Genomic DNA, 20,606 nt, shown 5'->3' on the forward strand with positions numbered 1-20,606 from the left:
TGTTTTTAAAATTATAAATAGTTTCAGAATGATATAGTATTTTAATGACACAAAAAGATATTGACACTCCATCCGCTATGAGAATCCGTCAGGGAATTCAGGATGCTATAACATACTCACTTCCGGATAAAAAATTCGATTCAAGTAAAATTGAGGTGGTTGAAATTGATATAACCATTGACAATCTTGGATGGAATTTTAATAATTTAAGGATTTTAAACTTGACAGATATCCATTTAGGACAATGGATTAATCCAGAATACTTGGATAAACTCATAGATTATGTAAATACACTAAATGTTGATTTAGTTACATTGACTGGAGATTACTTTTCCTATGTCACCAAAGGATATGAACAATCCCTGCAGGACTCCTTTAAAAAAATAGAATCCAAATATGGAAAATTTGGAGTTTTGGGAAATCATGACCATTGGATGGGAAGCAAAAAAGTTCGAGACATCTTTACCAATTCAAATGTCATAGATTTAAGCAATGACGTTTACACACTTGAAAAAGATGGTGAATTTTTAAATATATGTGGTGTTGACAGCTGTACTGTTTGTGCAGATAATTTAGATAAGGTTTTAGCTAAAATGAAAAAAGATACTCCAAGTATTCTGCTTGCTCATGAACCTGACTTTGCTAAACAATCATCTCAAACTAACAGATTTGATTTGCAAATTTCAGGTCATTCCCACGGAGGACAATTCATTATACCTAAATTTGAAACAACACCATTTAGAGGCCCAAATTCCAGAAAATATCCTGTTGGAATATATGAAGTAGGAAATATGATACAATATACAAGTAAAGGATTAGGAACTAATTCCTTTAGATTAAGAGTAAATTGTAAGCCTGAAATTACAATTATTACTCTAAAAACAAATAAAAAACAGGAAATCCTGATAAAATGAATCTCTACAGTTACATTAAAGCGGCTCCAAACTTAATACTATTTTTAATAGTGAATATGATAGTCATTATAGAAATGACTCAGTTATGTGGTGATTTTAAAATTGGTGATTGGGACAATGCATTTTTTATTGTCATAGCCATGAACATAGGATACACTCTCCTATGGCCTTTTTTTAGAAAATACTTTATGAAATTTATGGTCATGACATTTGGACTTGGAACCATACTTATTGACGGGATTATATTCTACATTGCATGTTTTTTTATCCCAGGAGTTTCTGTTGGTCCTTACGCAGCAATTGAAGTTCCAATCGTAATATCCCTTGCAACTACACTTGTTGCAAATATAACAAATACAAATCAATTTGACAAATACCTAAATAAAATCATTGAGCATATTCCTAAAAAAGAAAGTGAGCCTAAAAATCCTGGAGTCATAATGCTTGAAATAGACGGGCTTTCCATCAATATTCTAAAAAAAGCTATGGATAAAGGCTTAATGCCAACACTTAAAAGCTGGATTGACAATGATACTCATAATTTAAAAGGCTGGGAAACAGACCTATCATCTCAAACAGGAGCAAGCCAAGCTGGAATTTTACATGGGAATAATGAAAATATTGTAGCTTACAGATGGGTTGAAAAGGAAAATAATAATCAGATTGTTGTATCTGGGAAATTAAGCGGTGCTCCATTAGTAGAAAAAAGAATCAGTAACGGTGAGGGATTACTTGTTAATGGAATAAGTATCAGCAATATGTTTTCAGGAGACAGTAAAAGTGCACCATTAACCTCATCAAGATTAGGAAAAATAACAAATATCAACAATGAAACCTTAAATACTGTATTTTTAGATGCATATAACTTCCAGAGAATATTTGCAATGTTTATATGGGATATTTTGGTTGAGCTCAAATCTCAAGTCAAACATTACGTAAAAGATATTAAACCTCGTCTTAGACGTGGAATAGTTTATGCTGCAGTAAGAGCAGGAGCGAATGTTGTTCTTCGTGAAGTTGCAACAAATATCTTAACTGCAGAGATATTGAAAGGTGAAACAGACACAGTTTATTCTACTTTTATGGGATATGATGAAGTTGCTCACCACTCAGGAACTCAGGATGAAGATGTATGGCCCGTTTTAAGAAAAATTGACTTGCAAATCCAAAGAATAAATTCAATTATTGAAATGAGTGACAGAGAATATAAACTCGTTATTTTATCTGATCACGGACAAAGTAACGGTGCAACATTTAAGCAAAGATATGGAATAACACTTGGAAATTACGTTAGAAGCTTACTTCCTGATGACATAATGGTTTATAAAAATGAATACAATATTGACCACTTTAGAGATGCAATTATTGGTGAAAATAAACAGATTAAAACCATTAAACAAAAAATGGGAAGTTTACGTACTGATATTCTTGATGACAATACTTATGTCCAAAACGTTAGGGGAGGAATGGAAAATAGAAAACCCGCAATAATTTTTGAAAACGAAAGATATCTTAATTTGAAAAAAAGATATTCCAATAGCTTAGAATACATTACTGGACATGAAAGTACCCAGCAAAGTACAAAAAAGGCAAAAGATTCAGAATTAATTGTAATGGGATCTGGAAATCTTGGATTAATTTACTTAACACAGTGGAAACAACGCTTAACCTATGAAGAACTTGTTATGTTATTCCCTGAATTGATACCGGGACTTGTAAAACATCCAGGAATTGGATTTATCTTGGTAAATTCACTTACAAACGGTGGAATGGTTATTGGAGAAAACGGAATTTATTACTTGGAAAATGATAAAGTAGTAGGTGAAAATCCAATAGCTAAATTTGGTAAAAATGCTGCAAGACACCTTAAAAGACAAAATTCATTTGACAACATGCCAGATATTATGGTAAACAGTTTCTATGACGAGAAAACAGAAGAAGTATGTGCATTTGAAGAATTAATTGGAAACCATGGTGGACTTGGAGGAGACCAAACCAAACCATTCATTTTATATCCGTCTGAATGGGAGGACCCTGGAGAATTAATTGGTGCTTCATCAATACATCATTTCTTAAAAAGAGAAATCAACAATTTAAATCCAAAAAAGTAATCATTAATAATAATTTCAAATAAATAAGAAAGTATGGCTAGTGGAAAAATTTTTATTGTCGGAATTGGCCCTGGTGCTTCTGAATACTTAACTAAAAAAGCTATTGACACTGTAAAAACTAGTGATTACACTGTTGGAAGTACAAGAGCTATTGAATTATTTGATGATGTTCAAAATAAAATCGATTTTAATGTAAAAAATCTTCTTGATAAAATAGAAGAAGGTGTTCAATTAGCATGTGATGGAAATACCATATCAATCCTCTCAACTGGAGATCCTGGATTTTCAGGTGTTTTAAATACTGTTTTAAGAATTTCCAAAGAAAAAAATTTCCCAAAAGAAAACATTGAAGTTGTTCCAGGAATCAGTTCTCTACAGCTTGCAGCTGCAAAATGCCATATTCAATGGGACAGTGCCAATGTAATGACATTCCACGGAAGAGAAAACATAGAAGACATTTTACCAATTATAAACAATGGAAAAACAACAATTGCTCTTCCTTCAAGAAAAGTAAAGGACATGGCTCAGTTTTTAATTGATAATGGCGTTGATGAAGACAGAAAAGTTGTTGTCTGTGAGAGATTAAGTTATCCAGATGAAAATATTGTTGAGTCCACTTTAAAACAAATAGCTCAAAGTGAATTTACTTATATGTGCATTATGGTGATTTATTAGGACAATTTAGTCTTAAAAATCATTTTAAAAAACATTTATCATTTATTTTTAAGAATAAAACTTATATAATTCATATATCAATCTTTAATCGTTGATTTGACAAAAAAATTAACAAAAAAGATGATAATATGAATAAAAAAATAAACACCCTGTGTTTCATTTTCATATTTCTTTTTTTAATAGGCACTGTTTGTGCAGCAGATAGTGAAAATGAAACCAAACTAACCCAAACAAACCAAAACCAGGAATTAAGTACAACAACCAATACATTAGCTGTCAGCCAGGTAAAGCAAAAAGTCACACTGGATGCGCCTGATTTAAAAATGTATTATAAAGACGGAAGTAAATTCAAAGTAACAGTAAAAGACAAAAACAAAAAGCCCATAAAAAAATCAAAGGTCGAATTTAGTATAAACAACCAGAAATACACAAAAACAACCAATGACAAGGGAGTAGCTTATCTGGACATAAATCTGAAAAGTGGAACTTACAGCATTCTAACAAAGTTTGTAGGTACAAGCAAATACCAGGAGCAGTCTAAAAAAAGCACAATAACTATAAAAAGCACGATAAAATCCAGTAATTTCGAAAAATATTATACAAATACAGAACAATACAAAGCAACGTTTTACACAAAAAGTGGAGCCATGATGAAAAACACCGCAGTTAAATTTAAGCTGAACAATAAGCTATACACCCCTAAAACTAATTCATATGGTATTGCAAAGTTATCTGTAAGTCTAAAGCCTGGAAAGTACTCCATTTTAATAACCAATCCAAAAACACTGGAAAGTGTTACAAGAACCATTACTATAAAAACACTAATTGAAACAAAAGATTTGACATTTAATGAAAATACTGTTGGAAAATTTAATGTTAAGATCCTAAATAGTAATGGAAAAGCAGCAGCCAGTAAAAAAGTTACAATAACCTTAAATGGAAAGATATATTCAAAAATAACAAATAAAAACGGACTTGTGACTTTAAACATTAACCTAAAAGCTGGAACCTACCAGATAACAACTGCTTACTCAAATCTTAAGAATGTAAATAAAATTAAGATAAATCCTGTTAAAATATCTAGTTTTACCCATACAACAATAATTCCAAGTTATGTTAATGTTACAGTACCAATTGCATTTAACTATCCAGGATACACACTAAAGACAGGATTTAACGGTATAATAAAAATGCCTAAAAACGAGATATTTAATGTTCAAATCAAAGACAAAACATATACATTTTCAACTATAAAGTTTTCAGGAATTGATTCTATAGTGCTTGAGCCTAAAAATAGCTTTTTAATTCCATTTGATGGAACTGGCGTGCAAATCAATCCGGATAAATCAAAATTTACAAAAGACGGAATTATAATCACAAGAATCAATGATGCTACTCAAATCGAATATAAAAGTAAAACCAAACAAAATACTGAATTATTTGGATTTTATACAGGTAGAGGACTGCAGTTTAGTGAAACATTAACATATATGGAAAAGGATGTTAGAACTGCCAAAATCACATTTAAAGCCATGAGTTTTGATGAAACTGGTTTAAAATATAGTGTAGCAAAATTTTATGGAAAAACCATCTATGATTTTAATTATAAAAGCTATTATGAAATAACCGGAAATAATACTGACTCAATTAAATTTGCAAAAACTCAAACTCCTGTAACACTAAGCTATTTTGGTAATTCTATAGTAGGAGACATTCCAAAAGAAGATATAATGACAAAATTTGAGATTAATGGTGTTGAAGAGCTTGAAAAACAAGAAACAATAAGTTACGGTTTTGATGAAAACTATAGAGCAAATATGGGCTTTGAAGTTTTACAGACATACACCATAATCAATGAAAAGATAACCAAATATTTGTTAGAAAGCTGGATGTCTAAAAATGCAACCTACATTAATAGATTTGCGGTTATGGATATGTATGGAATGCATTTGGCATCACTTGAAACAGCATGGATTGCAGATGTTCTTGCAGATAAATCCTCAAATGAATTTGATGTTAATTGGAAAAGAGACAAAACATTGACAATAGTAGGTGGAATAAACTTAGAAGATACTTATTTGAATATCTTAAATTCTGATATGGGAATGACCGTAAGTGGAGATGAAAACAATTCAGCTTTATTTAGACTAATAAATTCCATTAATTTACCTAATATTGAAGAATATGTTCTTTTGAAAATAACTGAAAATGATGCTGATAAAATTCAAAATTCCCTTGATAACGTCTTTATGTCAATATTGGACAATAATTTCAGCATGGTACAAATAGATGATATGTTTTACATCTTTTCTGACAGTGATAAAAAATCTGCAATAATTTTGAATACAAGTAGTGGAATTGCAAGTGTAATTTTAGCCAGAAATTCCGTTTATAAAGGATCATCATCACCAACATCAAAAAATTACTGTGGTTTTTGTAATCTTGTTGAAGATACCATAAATGGAATTAAAAATACCATTTCAAAAATACAGGACCTCACTTCTAATAAAACACACCCACTATCAAGACTTTTGTATTATGCCACATCACTATTTTCAAAGGAGTTTAGTGGTCTTAAATCCTTAGGAATGAGCATGATTACAACTATGGCATTAATACAAACTACAGGAACTACATATAGAAACGAAATAGCCGAGAAAGAAGACTGGCATGAACTAATGGATAAAATAACCTTTACAAGACCAGGATATTTACAATCAAAAAAAGTCTACAATATTCCAAATAAAAATAGCGGATATGATTTTATTGAAGTGAAAATCAAAAGTGATATGAGCTTAGATAGGGAAAATGCGATATATATTAGTAATAAAAACACAAGACAATTAACCAAAGAAGAAACCTATGAGTATTTCAGCGAGGATTACTGGACACCATTCAGTATGCCTAAGAAATATTGGGATAAAAGTTGGAACGGGTGATGGAAATAAAAAATAAAATCATATTGGGACTAATTATTGTTGTGTTCCTTTTATTGGCCATTTATCCAAATAATTATCCTTTATGGGATTCATTATTTATCGTGTGTGCATTTTTAACAGGTATTAGAGCATTTTTAAGTGATGAACCTCAAAAACTAAAAAATTTACACATTGTAGTTAAAATTGGATTAATATTGGGAATATCAGTTGGAGTTTATGAAGCGTTAACTGTAGGACATTTCATTTATTCAACAGCAATATTATTGGTAAGCGAACTAATAGACACATTATTAGAAATAAAAAAAGAGATTTAAAAGTTAAAATAATAATTTATTTTAACTTATTTTATTTTTTAAAGTTGAATAGCTTCTTGGACAACTTCATCGTTGTCAGCATCATCATATAAGATGTGAGCTAATTTTAATAATTTTTCCTGACCTTTTACTTCATCTTTAAACAAAGGTACTTCAGCAATGTGTTGGTCCGGGAATTTTTGATCAATTAAAGCTAAACGTTTTTGTTGTAACTTGTGTCTTGAATGACAGAAATCACAATCAGCAATATCTGGCATTACTTGATTTACAACAACACTATCTACTGTAATGTCGTATTTTCCAAGAGCTTCCAATGCTCTTTCAGATTCGTAAATTGACATTTCTTCAGGAATAACAACCATTTTAAAGGTGGTTCTGTCAGGATCAGATAAAACTGCTTTTGCTTTATCAATTTCCTCTTTAGTTCTTTTTAAATCTTCTGAAGTTTGAGGATCATCAACAGCATCCATAAATGGCATTATTTTCTTTAAAGCGTTGGTTGCTCCACCTAATTTGGTTTTAAGCATCATCAATTTACCTACCCAAGAGTCCATTACTTCAGGGAAGGATAATAATCTTAATGTGTGACCTGTTGGTGCAGTATCAAATACTACAACATCATATTCATCAGAGTTCATTACAGCCATGAACATTTCAAAAGCTGCTGCTTCATCAGCACCAGGAGATGCAGAAGCCATATCTAATTGGTCAGATAAGAAATCCATACCTAATAATCCACCATCATTAGGATTTGCTGCTTTTTGAGCTTCCAATTGTGCTTGTTTTTGAGCCATTGCTTCATCAGGATCAATTTCAACAGCAAATAAATTAGTTTTAATTTCACGAGGATAACTGCCGATTGGAACTTCAAGAGAATCAGCTAATGAGTGTGCAGGGTCAGTAGACACAATTAATGTTTTTTTACCTTGTTCTGCTAACCATAATGCAGTTGCAGAAGAAACAGAAGTTTTTCCAACTCCTCCTTTACCACCAACGAAAATGAAAGTGGTTTTATCTTTATTAAACTTAAAATAATCTTTAAATGCCATATAAATTACCTCTTAATAAACTTACTTTTAGTAACTAAATGTTAATTTAATGTTTAATAGTATATAAATTTAGTCATTAATAAGTACTTAACCATCATATGGTTCCAAGGAAATCTTTGTAACAAACCAATTTATGTTTACTAGATAATTTTATCTAGTTTTAACTTCTTTTTTTAAAATTATTTTTCACCAACCATTTTCATAAAAATTGAAAGTACCATTTCAAATGAAATCGCCTTAAAATAATAATATAATATATAAATTAATAGTCACATATTATTTAATGTATAAATGATAAAAGTTGGTGAGAACATTAGTGAGATTCCAGAACTAAACTTCGAAAAAACAAAAAACGACATTGTTGACTTCATTAAAACCAAAGTATCCGAATCTAAAACAGACGGAATCATAATTGGTTTGAGTGGAGGAATTGATTCAACCCTTTCAGCATACCTTGCATGTGAAGCTGTTGGAAAAGAAAATGTTTATGGAGTAAGTTTGCCATCTACTACAACACCAACAGAAGATAAAATTCATGCTATCGAAATAGCTCAAAAATTAGGAATTAATCATAAGGAAATTGGTATTGACAGCATTTTAAATGAGTATATATCTGCAACTCAAATAAACGATGATGATTTAGCTATTGGAAACTTAAAAGCTAGAATCAGAATGTCAATTATCTATCATTATGCTAATCATAAAAATTACTTAGTTTGCGGAACCGGAAACAAAAGTGAAATTTTAATTGGTTATTTCACAAAGCATGGAGACGGTGCATGTGATATTGAACCGATTGGAGACTTATACAAAACTGACGTGTTTAAATTAAGTAAGTTTCTTGAAATCCCTCATGAGATTATTGAAAAACCACCTCGTGCAGGATTATGGAACGATCAGACTGATGAAAAAGAAATTGGTATGAGTTATGATTTACTTGACCAAATTCTTTATTTATACACTCAAAAAGATATGAAAAATACTGAAATAGCTGAAAAATTAAGCATTCCAGTAGATGACGTTGATATGATTATTAATAAAAAAATTAGGAGCGAACACAAAAGTAAAGTTCCTCAAAGCCCTAAAAAAACAATATTATAATGGTGATTTAGTGAGCGAAAATATTGAAAAGAAATGGCAGAAAAAATGGGCAGATGCAAAAATATTTGAATCAAACCCAGATGAAAGAGAAAAATTATACCTTACCGTTGCTTTTCCATACCCAAGTGGAGCAATGCATATAGGACACGGACGTACTTACACAGTACCTGATGTTTATGCAAGATTTAAAAGAATGGAAGGATATAATGTATTATTCCCAATGGCATGGCACGTAACCGGTGCTCCAGTTATTGGAATCGCAGACAGGATTAGAAGAAAAGACCCATGGACCCTTGATTTATACCACAGAGTTCACGGAGTTCCTAAAGAAAAATTACCAGAATTAGAAGACCCAGAATACATCGTAAAATACTTCTCAACTGAATATCACGAAGTAATGGAAGAAATGGGTTATTCAATCGACTGGAGAAGAGAATTCAGAACTACTGACCCAACCTACAGAAAATTCATCGAATGGCAAATTACCCAATTACATGAAAAAGGATTAGTTGAAAGAGGAGAACACCCTGTTAAATACTGTCCTAACTGTGACAACCCTGTAGGAGACCACGATTTACTTGAAGGTGAAGGAGTCGGAGTTAACGAATTAACTTTACTTAAATTCCCAATTGGAGACAAAATCCTTGTAACTGCAACCTTAAGACCTGAAACCATCGTTGGAGCAACAAACATCTGGTTAAATCCTGATGTTGAATACGTTTTAGTTAACGCTAACGGTGAAAACTGGGTTGTTACCAAAGAAGCTCACTACAATTTGCAAAATCAAATTAAAAACTTAGAAATCATATCTGAAATTGATCCTAACGATTTAATTGGAAAAATGGCAACAAATCCATTTACCGGTGCTGAATTGCCAGTTTTCCCAGCTAGTTTTGTAAGTGCATCATACGGAAGTGGAGTAGTATTTTCCGAACCTGCAGATGCACCAGCAGATTACATTGCTCTTCAAGACTTAAAAAACAATTCCGAATTAATAGCTAAATACAACTTAGAAGGAATTATTGAAAATGTAAATCCTATTCCTGTATGTACTCTTAAAGGATATGGAGAAATTCCAGCTGCAGACATTATTGAAAGACTTGGAATTACCGATCAAAACGATGAAAAATTACATGAAGCTACAAATGAGTTATACAAAGCTCAACACAGTAAAGGTAAAATCATCGATTCCATTCCTGACTTTGGAGGCATGAAAGTTCGTTTCGCACGTGAAGAGTTAAAAGAAAAATTAATCAACGACAATATGGCTACAATCATGTACGACTTTGCTGAAAGACCAGTAGTCTGCAGATGTGGTAACAACTGTGTTGTTAAAATCATGGACGACCAATGGTTCATGAAATACGGAAACGAAGAATGGACTGAAAAAACCTTAAAAGTTCTTGATGGCGAAACCGTTATTCCAAAAGAAATTAAAAACAATTTCGAATATTATCTCAACTGGTTAGACGATTGGGCATGTTCTAGAAAAGTAGGACTTGGAACAAAACTTCCATGGGACAACCAATGGTTAATTGAACCTTTAAGTGACTCTACAATTTACATGTCTTACTACACAATTGCTAAATACTTAAGAGACATGGATCCTGATGATTTAAACCTTGCTTTCTTTGATAAAGTTCTCTTAAACAAAGATTCAGGAGAAATCACCGTACCAAGTGAAAAAGTACAGGAAATTCAAGATGAATTCAACTACTGGTACCCACTTGACTGGAGATTATCTGCAAAAGACCTTGTTGGTAACCACTTAAGTTTCTTAATGTTCCACCACAGTGCTATTTATCCTGAAGAAAAATGGCCAAGAGGAACTGTAGTATTCGGTATGGGTCTTTTAGAAGGAAACAAAATGTCTTCCTCAAAAGGAAACGTAGTTTTACTTAAAGATGCAATCCGTGATTACAGTGCTGATGTTGTAAGACTCTTCTTAATGGCTTCTGCAGAACCATGGCAAGATTTCGATTGGAGAGAAAAAGAAGTTCTTGGAACCAAAAGAAGACTTGAATGGTTTAGAGAATTTGCAGCAAAAGTTGAAGAAGTAAAAGGTTCACCTTTAGACTTAAGCAACATTGAAGAAGTTGAATTAACAAGAACCATTGATTTATGGATGATTAGTCAACTTAATCAACACATTAAAAATGCAACTGAAGCATTAGAAATCTTCCAAACCAGACAAGCACTTCAAGATTCATTATTCTTACTTAAAAAAGATGTAGATCACTACTTATACAGAGTAAAACACATCATTGACAAACAAGACCCTGGAGTAATCTATGTATTATCCACTGTTCTTGAAGCTTGGATTAGACTTCTTGCACCATTTACTCCTCACACCTGTGAAGAATTATGGTCCACATACGGAGGAGTTGGATTTGCAAGTGAAGCAAGCTGGCCTGAATATGATGATGAGCTCGTAAGTGCTGAGATTGAAAAATCAGAAGATTTAGTAGAAAACATCATTAAAGATATTGCACACATCAAACAGATGGTTGGAGAAGATGTAGAAAAAGTCCACATTTACCTTGCACCAGAATGGAAATGGGAGTTATACAAAATAGCTGATGAAGTTGGAAAACCAGATATTGGACAAATCATGGGAAGAGCTATTGGCGCTAAACTCCACGACGATAAAAAAGAAATCGCAATGGTAGCTAAAAAAATAGGTAAAGAAATAACCAAGACAAGATACATCGGTAAAATCAATGAAGAAGAAATTTTATCTGATGCACTTGAATACATCAAAGAAGAATGTGGAAACGAAGTAATTATCCACGTAGATGATTCCTACGACCCACAAAACAAGGCTAAAAACGCTATGCCTTACAAACCTGCAATATTTATGGAATAATTTAATTATTCCTACTTTTTCTTTTTTTAATGTAGATACCCTACATGATTTATTAAAAAATAATACTAAACTTAAATTTAATGAAAAAAGCTATTGATAAAAATAAGACTAATTTTAAAAAAAGTAAAATAATTATAGCCAAAATTAATTAAAAGTGTAGCTATAATTTTCTTGCAAATACCATGTATCCGCTGTGACCAACCATACGTGTTTTTGGTCTTACACCTTGAGGTCTGACTTCAAGACCCCTTTCTAAAATTTCAATAATTTCAATATCGTAAAATCCTACTTTTTTAGCGATACGATAGGAAATTTCAGCTTGGTCAATATAAGGTGCATAAACAGCCAACCATCCTCCGACATTTAAAGAGTCCATAACATCTTCAAATATTTCAAAAGGCTTTGGCAAATCTAAAAAGACCAAATCGATTTTATCTTCATCGATTCCGTCCTTAATGTTTTTGTTTTTAACATGAATATTAGTAATTCCAAATCTTTCAATGTTTTTTTGAGCAACCTGTGCAAAGTCTTCTCTGATTTCGTAGGTAAATACATCACCATCAGGACCAACAACATTTCCAAAGTTAAGAGCAATAGCTCCAGCACCAGTACCTGCGTCAATTACACGTGATCCAGATCCTAGTCCAGTATGAGCTAATACTAACCCAATATCTTTTTTAAGAAGAATAGAACATCTTCTATCCATTATATCTATAAAGTCATTGATATTAGGTTTCATAATTTTAAATGTGTGGTCTAAATGACTTTTAACCTCTTCACCAATTTCTGCACTGTCCAATACTTCTGCAGAAACAATTCCCAAATCGCTTTGGAAATCTTCTCCAGGTTTTAAGACGTATTTTTTACCACGTTCATCTAAAATCATCTTCATTATTGTAACTCCGCTAATTTCTTAACTCTTTTTAATGAATCTGGGTGAGTAGATAACAATTCCATAATACCGTTTTTCTTTGAGATTGTGATTTCTGAGTTTGCAAGTCTTCTTAACTCTTCATCAGATATTTTTCCATCACCGTCAAAGTCAAGTTGTTGGAAATCATGAATATCATTAGCTGCATTACCAATATCATTTACAAAGAATGCTCTTCCTGAATTTACATCATCAATTGTTTCTTTACTGCAGTTTGAAGCACCGTAGGATAATTTATAAAGTGCAGATGCTAATGCTGCAGGACGGTTTCCAAATTCAACACTAGCTGCATCAGCATAGTATTCACGAGTTCTTGAGATGAATAAAACTAACAATTGACCTAATATGTAGAATACATAACCAAGAATACCGATTATGATTGCTGCACCATTATCATTGTCTCTTGAAAACATAAAAGATAGTGCAATGTAGTAACAAATCATTGGAATAACACTAACAGCAGCAGTAACAATCATATCATTGTGTTTGATATGACCCATTTCGTGACCAAGAACTGCTTTTAACTCATCTCTGTCAAGTAATCCTAAGATAGGGCGGGTAATTGCGATGTGTCCGCTTCTGCTTGATCTACCATATGCAAATGCATTTGGAATTGCAATTTCAGATAAACCTACTTCAGGTTTTGGAATTCCAGCTTCAGCAGCTAATTCTTGAACCATTTGATGAATGTGAGGTGCTTCAGCTTCAGACAGTGGTCTTACATGCATTGAACGTTTTACTAAACTTGGTCCAAACCAGTATTGTAAGAATACAATAATTAAGCTCACTCCACAGTATAATTTCCAACTAGCTATGCCCAAATATAATCCTACGAGCATAATAAGGAAATATACAATGGAAAACATTACAACAAATGTAAGAATCATTCTTAACTTAAGTTTCCATGTATTTTTCATATTAACACCTTAAATTATTTATAAACATATGTTTCAAAACTACTTTAAATATTATATTTAATTTAATATAAACGTTAAGCACAAAATAATTTAATTACAAAATACATAAACATTAACTATATAGAAAATGGTGATTAAATGAGCGGACCATGGGTAGAAAAATATAGACCACAAAAATTAGAAGACATCGTAGGACAAAAACAAATCGTTACAAGATTACAAAAATATGTTGGGGAAACCAGCATGCCTAACTTAATGTTTACAGGTCCTGCAGGTGTCGGTAAAACAACCACAGCCTTAGCACTTGTTAAAACAATATTAGGAGACTACTGGAGAAACAATTTCTTAGAATTAAATGCATCAGATGCAAGAGGAATTGACACAGTAAGAAATGACATTAAAGATTTCTGTAGATTAAAACCGGTAGGTGCTCCATTTAGAATAGTCTTTTTAGACGAAGTAGACAACATGACAAAAGACGCTCAACACGCTCTTCGTCGTGAAATGGAAATGTATACTAAAACCGCTTCATTTATACTTTCATGTAATTACTCATCAAAAATTATTGACCCTATTCAATCAAGATGTGCAATATTCAGATTCGGTCCAATCAACGGAGAAGAAATTAAAGAACGTTTGCACTTTATCTGTGAATCTGAAGGATTCGAAGCAGATGAAAAAGGTATTGAATCAATTGTTTACTTTGCAGAAGGAGATATGAGAAAAGCAGTAAACGTTTTACAGGCTGCAACTGCAGAAGGAGAAAGCATTACTGAAGAGTCAGTTTACGAAGTTGTATCAAAAGCTAAACCTCAAGACATTGCAAACATGATAAATAAAGCATTAATGGGCGATTTTATGGGTGCACGTAACCTCTTAAGAGAAACCATGGTGCTTCAGGGAACCAGTGGAGAAGATATGGTTACTCAAATTTATCAGGACGTATCAAGAAGAGTTCTTGACGGTAAAATGGATGCAAGTATCTACATGGATTTAATTGAAGCTATTGCTGAATGTGATTTCAGAATTAGAGAAGGAGCAAATCCAAGAATACAACTTGAAGCTTTATTAACTCAATTCTTATAAGGTATAGAAATGTTATGGACTGATAAATACCGACCACAGGAATTAAGCGCAGTGGTAGGTAACACCAAAGAAATCAAAATAATCAAAGATTGGGTTAGCGCTTGGAAATCAAATGACCCTCAAATACCACTACTTCTAGTTGGTCCACCAGGTATTGGAAAAACAACCTTAGCACAAATCATTGCTAAAGAGTTTTCAGAGCATATTGAGCTTAATGCAAGTGATAAACGTTCACAGGACGTTATTAAAAGAACAATTGGTGAATCATCATCTTCAAGATCCCTTTTTGGAGATGAATACAAATTAATTATCATTGACGAAGTAGACGGACTTCATGGAACTAACGACCGTGGAGGAGTTAGAGCTATCGGAGAGATAATTAAAAATTCAAAACATCCAATGATTTTAATAGCTAATGATTTCTACTCAAAAAGATTACAAAGCATTAAACCAAAATGTCAAGTAATTAAAATGAAAAAATCCAGATGGAATTCCATTGCTAAGCTTTTACGTGAAATAGCTCAAAAAGAAGGAGTAGATGCAAATCCAAAAGCACTAAAAGAAATTGCTGTTAAATCTCAAGGGGACGTTAGATCTGCTATTAATACTCTTCAGGCACTTTCAAGTAAAGATGAACCTCTAAACATGGAAGAAATAGCAAATATAAAAACAAAGGACACACGTTCTGATATTTTCAATGCTATAACTGGAGTACTTAAAAGTAAAACCCCAGCACATGTTAAGGAAGCTCTTTGGATTGAAGAAGACCCTACATTAGTCATGGAATACATTGCAGAAAATATTCCTCGCGAATATAAGAAAAAAGATGAAATCAAAAAAGCTTATGATTACATCTCAAAAGCAGATGTATTCTTTGGAAGAACCCAGAGAAGCAGAAACTATGGTTACTGGAAATATGCAACTGACTTTATGGGAATCGGAGTAAGTAACTCAAAACACGAAACCTATAAAAAGTTTACAAAAATCCAAACTCCAACTACATTTTCATTAATGAGTCGTAACAGAGCAAAAAGAAACCTAAGAGATGAAATTGCTAAAGATATAGGTAAAAAATTACACATATCCCGTGCAGTAGCTATTTCAATGTTCCCATATCTTGAAATAATGTATAAAAATGATGAATTAGCTTGGGAACTTTCAGAGTTTTTTGGATTTGAAGACGATGATACTAAAATCAAAAGATTCAGATCAAGAAAAATTCCTAAAAAAGTAGTTACTAAAATGGAGAAACGAAAAGCTCAAATGATAGTTGAAGAACGTGACAAACGTGTTGAAGAGCTTGAAAATCAGATGATGAATATTGTAGGAAGAATTGAATCTTCACATGATAATGATTCTTTAGACTTCTCTGAAGAAGAAGCTGTTTTAGAACCAGAAGTTGAAACGGTAGAAGAAGAAATTACTCTAGAAGAACCTAAAACAGAAACTATTGAAGAAGAAGTTTTAAAACCAGAAGTTGAAGAGAAAAAACCTAAAAAAGAAAGAAAGAGAAAACCTAAAAAAGAAGAAAAAAAGAAAACTGACAAACAAGTTTCATTGCTCAGTTTCTAATTTACTAATTAAATTTTTTGTTTCTTCATCAAATTTGTTAAAATCTGATTTGAAAAATTTATCTTGAATCGGTTTGAATTTTTCATATTCTAATTTAACAAATTCATCAACTTCTTCTCTTGAAATACTTCCCTTACCTTCCAAAACATGATATTCATAAAATTCTAAAAATTTATCTAATTTTTCAGCCCAACTTTTCATGCTTATAGGAATTTTTCTTTCAGCCCTATCTTCTGCATAATCCAAATACATACTAACAACACGATTAAGAGTTTTTAATTCATCATGTGTTAGATAATTTTTAGCAACTTTCACATCACTTAAAAAAATTTTTCCATCTGGAGATTTTCTCCAACTTGTTAGACCCACATGTTCTTTAGTAGAATCTGCCCTTTCACGAATCAATTCAGGTGCAGTTAAGCCATAAACAGCAAAATGAAGCTTATTTTGAACTTTAGCATAAAAATCACGAGTTATTTCTGCATTTTTATTATAATCATATGAAGTAGCAAATAGATCTGTGACTTTTTCATAAACTTTTCTTTCAGACGACCTAATATCCCTAATCTCTTCAAGTAACTCTTCAAAATACACATCAGTAAATCTTCCACCATTTACCAATACTTCCTTATTGAGGACATAACCTTTCCTCATATATTGCTTTAAAACGCCTCTAGACCATTTACGAAACTTTGTTGCTTCTTTAGAGTTTATCCTGTATCCAATTGATATAATGGCATCAAGATTATACCATATTTGAGGCCTACCCCTTGTATTAGATTTTTGTAAGAATTCCTTACTAAATTCTAAATCATCTTTAAATAACTCTTTAGATGATATAGATACTTCATTTTCTTCAAGCTCACCTTCAAACACTATATTAGAAAAATGCATAGACATATTTGAGCCAGTAGTTCCAAAAATCTCTGAAACAACCTTTCTACTAGCCCACAACATATCATCACCAATTATAAATTTGCCTTCAACTGCACCCTCATCACTTTGGTATAATAATGTTTCAACAAGTTCCTACTTAACCATCAACACACCTTTATAAATTTAATATATACCAAACCATTATTAAATACAGATTTATTTTTATCATATATAAATATAATTAGTTAAAAATCTTTAAAAATTGATTTAACTTGATAAAATTGCTTTAAAATAAACATTTAATATAAAGTTAACCATTAAAATAAAAATAAAGATTATTGAGATAATTTTTTTTCAATAAATTCAGCTGCTTTAACAACATTTTCTTTATATTGAGGAGCTACATCTTCTAAAAATTCACTAAATGAAGTAGCTAACTCATTTTTATTTTTATTTTCGATTAATTTTTGACCATCCATTTCTAAAAATGAATTAATCCAGTCTAAAGGAACATTAATTAAAGGATAGACTTCATTAGATTTAATATCACGATTTAAACCTACACCATCAAAAATACCTTCAAAAATATCATTTACCTGATCATCTAAAATTAAAGGATTAACAATAAAATCTGCATCCCCGTCATAAACAAGTTTTACACCGTATTTACGAGTATAAGGTTCCATTAACAATTCAATAATGAAATTGTCTTTTGGCATCAATAAAGTTGAATTCGGTTGTATTTCAAGTGCCAAGTGTTTTGATGATTTGGAACAGATTTTCTGGAATAATGAACTTCTTACAACTTCAATTTCAGGATATTGTTTATTGAAAGTGTCCTGTCTTTTTCTTGAAAACTTGGAAAATCTCAAATTGTTAATATAAAGTTTATCTGGAGTATAAGATACAAAACGACTGTCTACTCCAATTATTTTTAGAAATTTCAATACATCTTTTTTAGAATTTGAAAATTCCTTTTTTTCTTCATTCAATCCTGAAACATCAAACATTAAATCCATAATATCACTCTAAATTAAGTGTTTGTCTTAAAGCATTTTCCATAACGTCTATTGGTGCATCCTGACCAGTCCATATTTTGAAGCTTTCTGCTCCCTGATAAAGCAACATTTTAATTCCGTAAACAGGTTTTGCACCTGCTTTAATAGCTTCTTTTATTAAAACTGTTTCATTAGGATTATAAACTGCATCAAAGACTACCAAATCCTCATGCATATTATCAAAAGTAGCTATTGGCTCATCATCAATATGTGGATGCATTCCAATAGGTGTGGTATCAACCAATATGTCAGCATCGCCCAAATAGTTGTTAATAGCTGAAATTGAATCTGATTTTATATCATCAATTAATCCTGAATCTGAAATATCTCCTGCCAATTTTTCAGCTCTTTCAACATTTCTGTTTAAGATTGTTATTGAGTCTGCACCATATTTTGCAAGATAACATGAAATAGCTCTTGATGCTCCACCAGCACCTGCAACAATTACATTTTTGTTTTTAATACTTGTTACTTCTTCAATTGACCTTACAGCACCAATTCCATCGGTGTTGTATCCTTTTAAATTTTTAAAGTCAATTGTGTTTACTGCACCTATCAAACTTGCAACAGGATCAATTTCATCTAAAAATTCCATTACCTCAATTTTATGAGGAATTGTAACATTAAAACCTTTAATATTTAATGATTTGGCACCTTCAATAGCTGATTTTAAATTAGACGGATCAACATCAAAAGCAACATAGGCATAATCCATTCCAAGAGCCTTAAATGCAGCATTATGCATCGGCGGTGAAAAGCTATGTTCCACAGGATGACCAATCAAACCTACAATATTTGTACTACCTTTAATTTTCATATAATAATTAATTGATTAACAAAGATTATATAAATTTGTATAGACATAGTTAAATTATAATATATTATTTATAGGAGAGTAAGAATGGAATTTAATAGACCAAGAGGTACAAGAGATTTCTTATTTGAAGAAATGAGAGAAAGAAACCAAGCAGAAAGTACCTTAAGAAGAGTATTTGAAAGTTACGGTTATCAGGAGATTCAAACCCCTTTATTTGAAGAATTAAAATTATTTACAACAAAATCCGGAGACGAAATTGTAAACCAGTTATACAATTTTAAAGACAAATCTGACAGAGAATTGACTTTAAGACCGGAAATTACCGCACCTGTTGCAAGATTATACTTAAACGAACTTGAAAAAACAGCTACAAAACCAATTAAGTTATTCTATTACGGAAGCTGTTTTAGATACGAAAGACCTCAAAAAGGAAGGTTCAGACAATTCTGGCAATTCGGTTGTGAATTAATCGGTGCTAAAACACCTCAAGGTGAAGCAGAAGTTATTGCACTTTGTACTGATGCAATCAATTCCCTTGGAATTACAACAGCTGATGTTAACATTAACCACTTAGGAATCATCAGAGGATTATTCAAACACTTTGACATTTCTGTTGAAACCCAAAGTGAAATAATGGTTATTATCGACAAAGGAGATAAAGACTTACTTATTGAATCCTTAAGCGGAGATGAACCTGTAATCGATAATGATGAATTAAATCAAATTTTATTAAAATTAATTGATCTTGTTGGAGACAAATCCATCATCAGTGAAGTTGAAGATTTAATTGCACCATACGAAGAACCAAAACAAGCTTTAGAAGAACTTAAAGAATTAATTGAGCTTTTAGAATCCTTCCAAGTTGAAAACTATACCTTGAACTTAGGAGTTGCAAGAGGACTTGATTACTACACAGGTGTTGTATTTGAAATATATGTTCCAGAACTTGGAGCTCAAAAACAAATCTGTGGTGGAGGATCATACAGCCTTGTAAAACTCTTCGGAGGTCAGGAAGTAGAATCCACCGGTTTTGCACTTGGTTTTGACAGATTAATGAATGCTATTGAAGAGCTTACCGATAAAGAAGAGTTACCTTCACACTTAGATGTTTATGTAGCACCAATCTCCAAAGACGTCAGACCAAAAGCATTTGAAATTACCCAAATGTTAAGGAAAAATGGTTTTAAAACAGACGTTGACTTAAACGGCAAAAAATTCAAGAAATTAATGAACTATGCTGACAAGATTAAAGTTGAAAAACTCGTAATCATTGGAGCTAATGACCTTGCAGAAGGTAAAGTCACTGTTAAAAATATGATTAGCGGTGAGCAAAACTTAGTTGATATTGATAAGCTTGTAGATTATCTTAAAGAGGAATAA

16 protein-coding genes are annotated in these 20,606 nt (G+C 31.8%); 10 read left to right on the forward strand and 6 right to left on the reverse strand.

The features are described 5' to 3' along the window. Positions 1-44 precede the first annotated feature (44 nt). The 5 genes from PUD86_04030 (at position 45) to PUD86_04050 (ending at position 6,953) form a co-directional block, all read left to right on the forward strand. The gene (locus tag PUD86_04030; GenBank protein ID MDD6776440.1) at positions 45-914 is read left to right on the forward strand and encodes a metallophosphoesterase; all 870 of its coding nucleotides are present in this window, start codon (positions 45-47) and stop codon (positions 912-914) included. After that, positions 911-3,025: a phage holin family protein gene (locus PUD86_04035; protein MDD6776441.1), complete on the forward strand. Its 2,115-nt coding sequence runs from the start codon at positions 911-913 to the stop codon at positions 3,023-3,025. The genes PUD86_04030 and PUD86_04035 overlap by 4 nt, the downstream gene beginning before the upstream one ends. A 33-nt stretch (positions 3,026-3,058) precedes the next feature. After that, complete coding sequence (locus PUD86_04040; protein ID MDD6776442.1) at positions 3,059-3,700, forward strand: cobalt-precorrin-7 (C(5))-methyltransferase; 642 nt, start codon at positions 3,059-3,061, stop codon at positions 3,698-3,700. A 128-nt stretch (positions 3,701-3,828) separates the two neighbouring features. Further along, positions 3,829-6,639, forward strand: a complete 2,811-nt coding sequence (locus PUD86_04045) for a hypothetical protein (GenBank protein MDD6776443.1) — start codon at positions 3,829-3,831, stop codon at positions 6,637-6,639. Next, positions 6,639-6,953 (forward strand): hypothetical protein, encoded by a 315-nt coding sequence (locus PUD86_04050; protein MDD6776444.1) that lies wholly within the window; start codon positions 6,639-6,641, stop codon positions 6,951-6,953. Before PUD86_04045 ends, PUD86_04050 begins: the two co-directional genes overlap by 1 nt. A 38-nt stretch (positions 6,954-6,991) precedes the next feature. On the opposite strand, the gene PUD86_04055 is transcribed toward PUD86_04050, so the two are convergent. After that, positions 6,992-8,002 (reverse strand): arsenical pump-driving ATPase GET3, encoded by a 1,011-nt coding sequence (locus tag PUD86_04055; GenBank protein MDD6776445.1) that lies wholly within the window; start codon positions 8,000-8,002, stop codon positions 6,992-6,994. Between the two features lie 291 nt (positions 8,003-8,293). On the opposite strand from PUD86_04055, the gene PUD86_04060 reads away from it, so the two are divergent. Together PUD86_04060 and leuS are read left to right on the forward strand one after the other, a co-directional pair. Then, the gene (locus tag PUD86_04060) at positions 8,294-9,103 is read left to right on the forward strand and encodes an NAD+ synthase (GenBank protein MDD6776446.1); all 810 of its coding nucleotides are present in this window, start codon (positions 8,294-8,296) and stop codon (positions 9,101-9,103) included. A 10-nt stretch (positions 9,104-9,113) separates the two neighbouring features. Next, the gene (gene leuS, locus PUD86_04065) at positions 9,114-11,969 is read left to right on the forward strand and encodes a leucine--tRNA ligase (GenBank protein MDD6776447.1); all 2,856 of its coding nucleotides are present in this window, start codon (positions 9,114-9,116) and stop codon (positions 11,967-11,969) included. Between the two features lie 160 nt (positions 11,970-12,129). Here leuS and PUD86_04070 read toward each other — a convergent pair whose 3' ends face one another. Together PUD86_04070 and PUD86_04075 are read right to left on the reverse strand one after the other, a co-directional pair. Then, positions 12,130-12,861, reverse strand: a complete 732-nt coding sequence (locus tag PUD86_04070; GenBank protein MDD6776448.1) for a tRNA (adenine-N1)-methyltransferase — start codon at positions 12,859-12,861, stop codon at positions 12,130-12,132. Beyond that, positions 12,861-13,817, reverse strand: coding sequence for a zinc metalloprotease HtpX (locus tag PUD86_04075; protein MDD6776449.1), 957 nt, complete (start codon positions 13,815-13,817; stop codon positions 12,861-12,863). The genes PUD86_04070 and PUD86_04075 overlap by 1 nt, the downstream gene beginning before the upstream one ends. Positions 13,818-13,955: 138 nt before the next feature. Between PUD86_04075 and PUD86_04080 the strand changes: the two genes are divergently transcribed. Both PUD86_04080 and PUD86_04085 read left to right on the forward strand, forming a co-directional pair. Then, positions 13,956-14,903 carry a replication factor C small subunit gene (locus PUD86_04080; protein MDD6776450.1) on the forward strand — a complete coding sequence of 316 codons (948 nt, stop codon included), beginning with the start codon at positions 13,956-13,958 and terminating at the stop codon, positions 14,901-14,903. Positions 14,904-14,912: 9 nt separating this feature from the next. Continuing rightward, entirely contained in the window at positions 14,913-16,475 is a 1,563-nt protein-coding gene (locus tag PUD86_04085; GenBank protein MDD6776451.1) for a replication factor C large subunit, read from the forward strand. Here the strand turns inward: PUD86_04085 and rhuM are convergent. The 3 genes from rhuM to aroE all read right to left on the reverse strand — a co-directional run bounded on the left by rhuM (position 16,458) and on the right by aroE (position 19,226). Continuing rightward, positions 16,458-17,432: a RhuM family protein gene (rhuM, locus tag PUD86_04090; GenBank protein MDD6776452.1), complete on the reverse strand. Its 975-nt coding sequence runs from the start codon at positions 17,430-17,432 to the stop codon at positions 16,458-16,460. The genes PUD86_04085 and rhuM overlap by 18 nt on opposite strands. Positions 17,433-17,686: 254 nt before the next feature. Continuing rightward, a complete protein-coding gene (locus tag PUD86_04095) occupies positions 17,687-18,370 on the reverse strand; it encodes an ATPase (protein MDD6776453.1) in 684 nt (227 codons plus the stop codon). Positions 18,371-18,374: 4 nt separating this feature from the next. Then, positions 18,375-19,226: a shikimate dehydrogenase gene (gene aroE, locus PUD86_04100; GenBank protein ID MDD6776454.1), complete on the reverse strand. Its 852-nt coding sequence runs from the start codon at positions 19,224-19,226 to the stop codon at positions 18,375-18,377. Between the two features lie 84 nt (positions 19,227-19,310). Between aroE and hisS the strand changes: the two genes are divergently transcribed. Then, positions 19,311-20,606 (forward strand): histidine--tRNA ligase, encoded by a 1,296-nt coding sequence (gene hisS, locus PUD86_04105; protein ID MDD6776455.1) that lies wholly within the window; start codon positions 19,311-19,313, stop codon positions 20,604-20,606.

It is taken from the genome of Methanobacteriaceae archaeon (assembly GCA_029219465.1).
Taxonomy (GTDB): domain Archaea; phylum Methanobacteriota; class Methanobacteria; order Methanobacteriales; family Methanobacteriaceae; genus Methanocatella.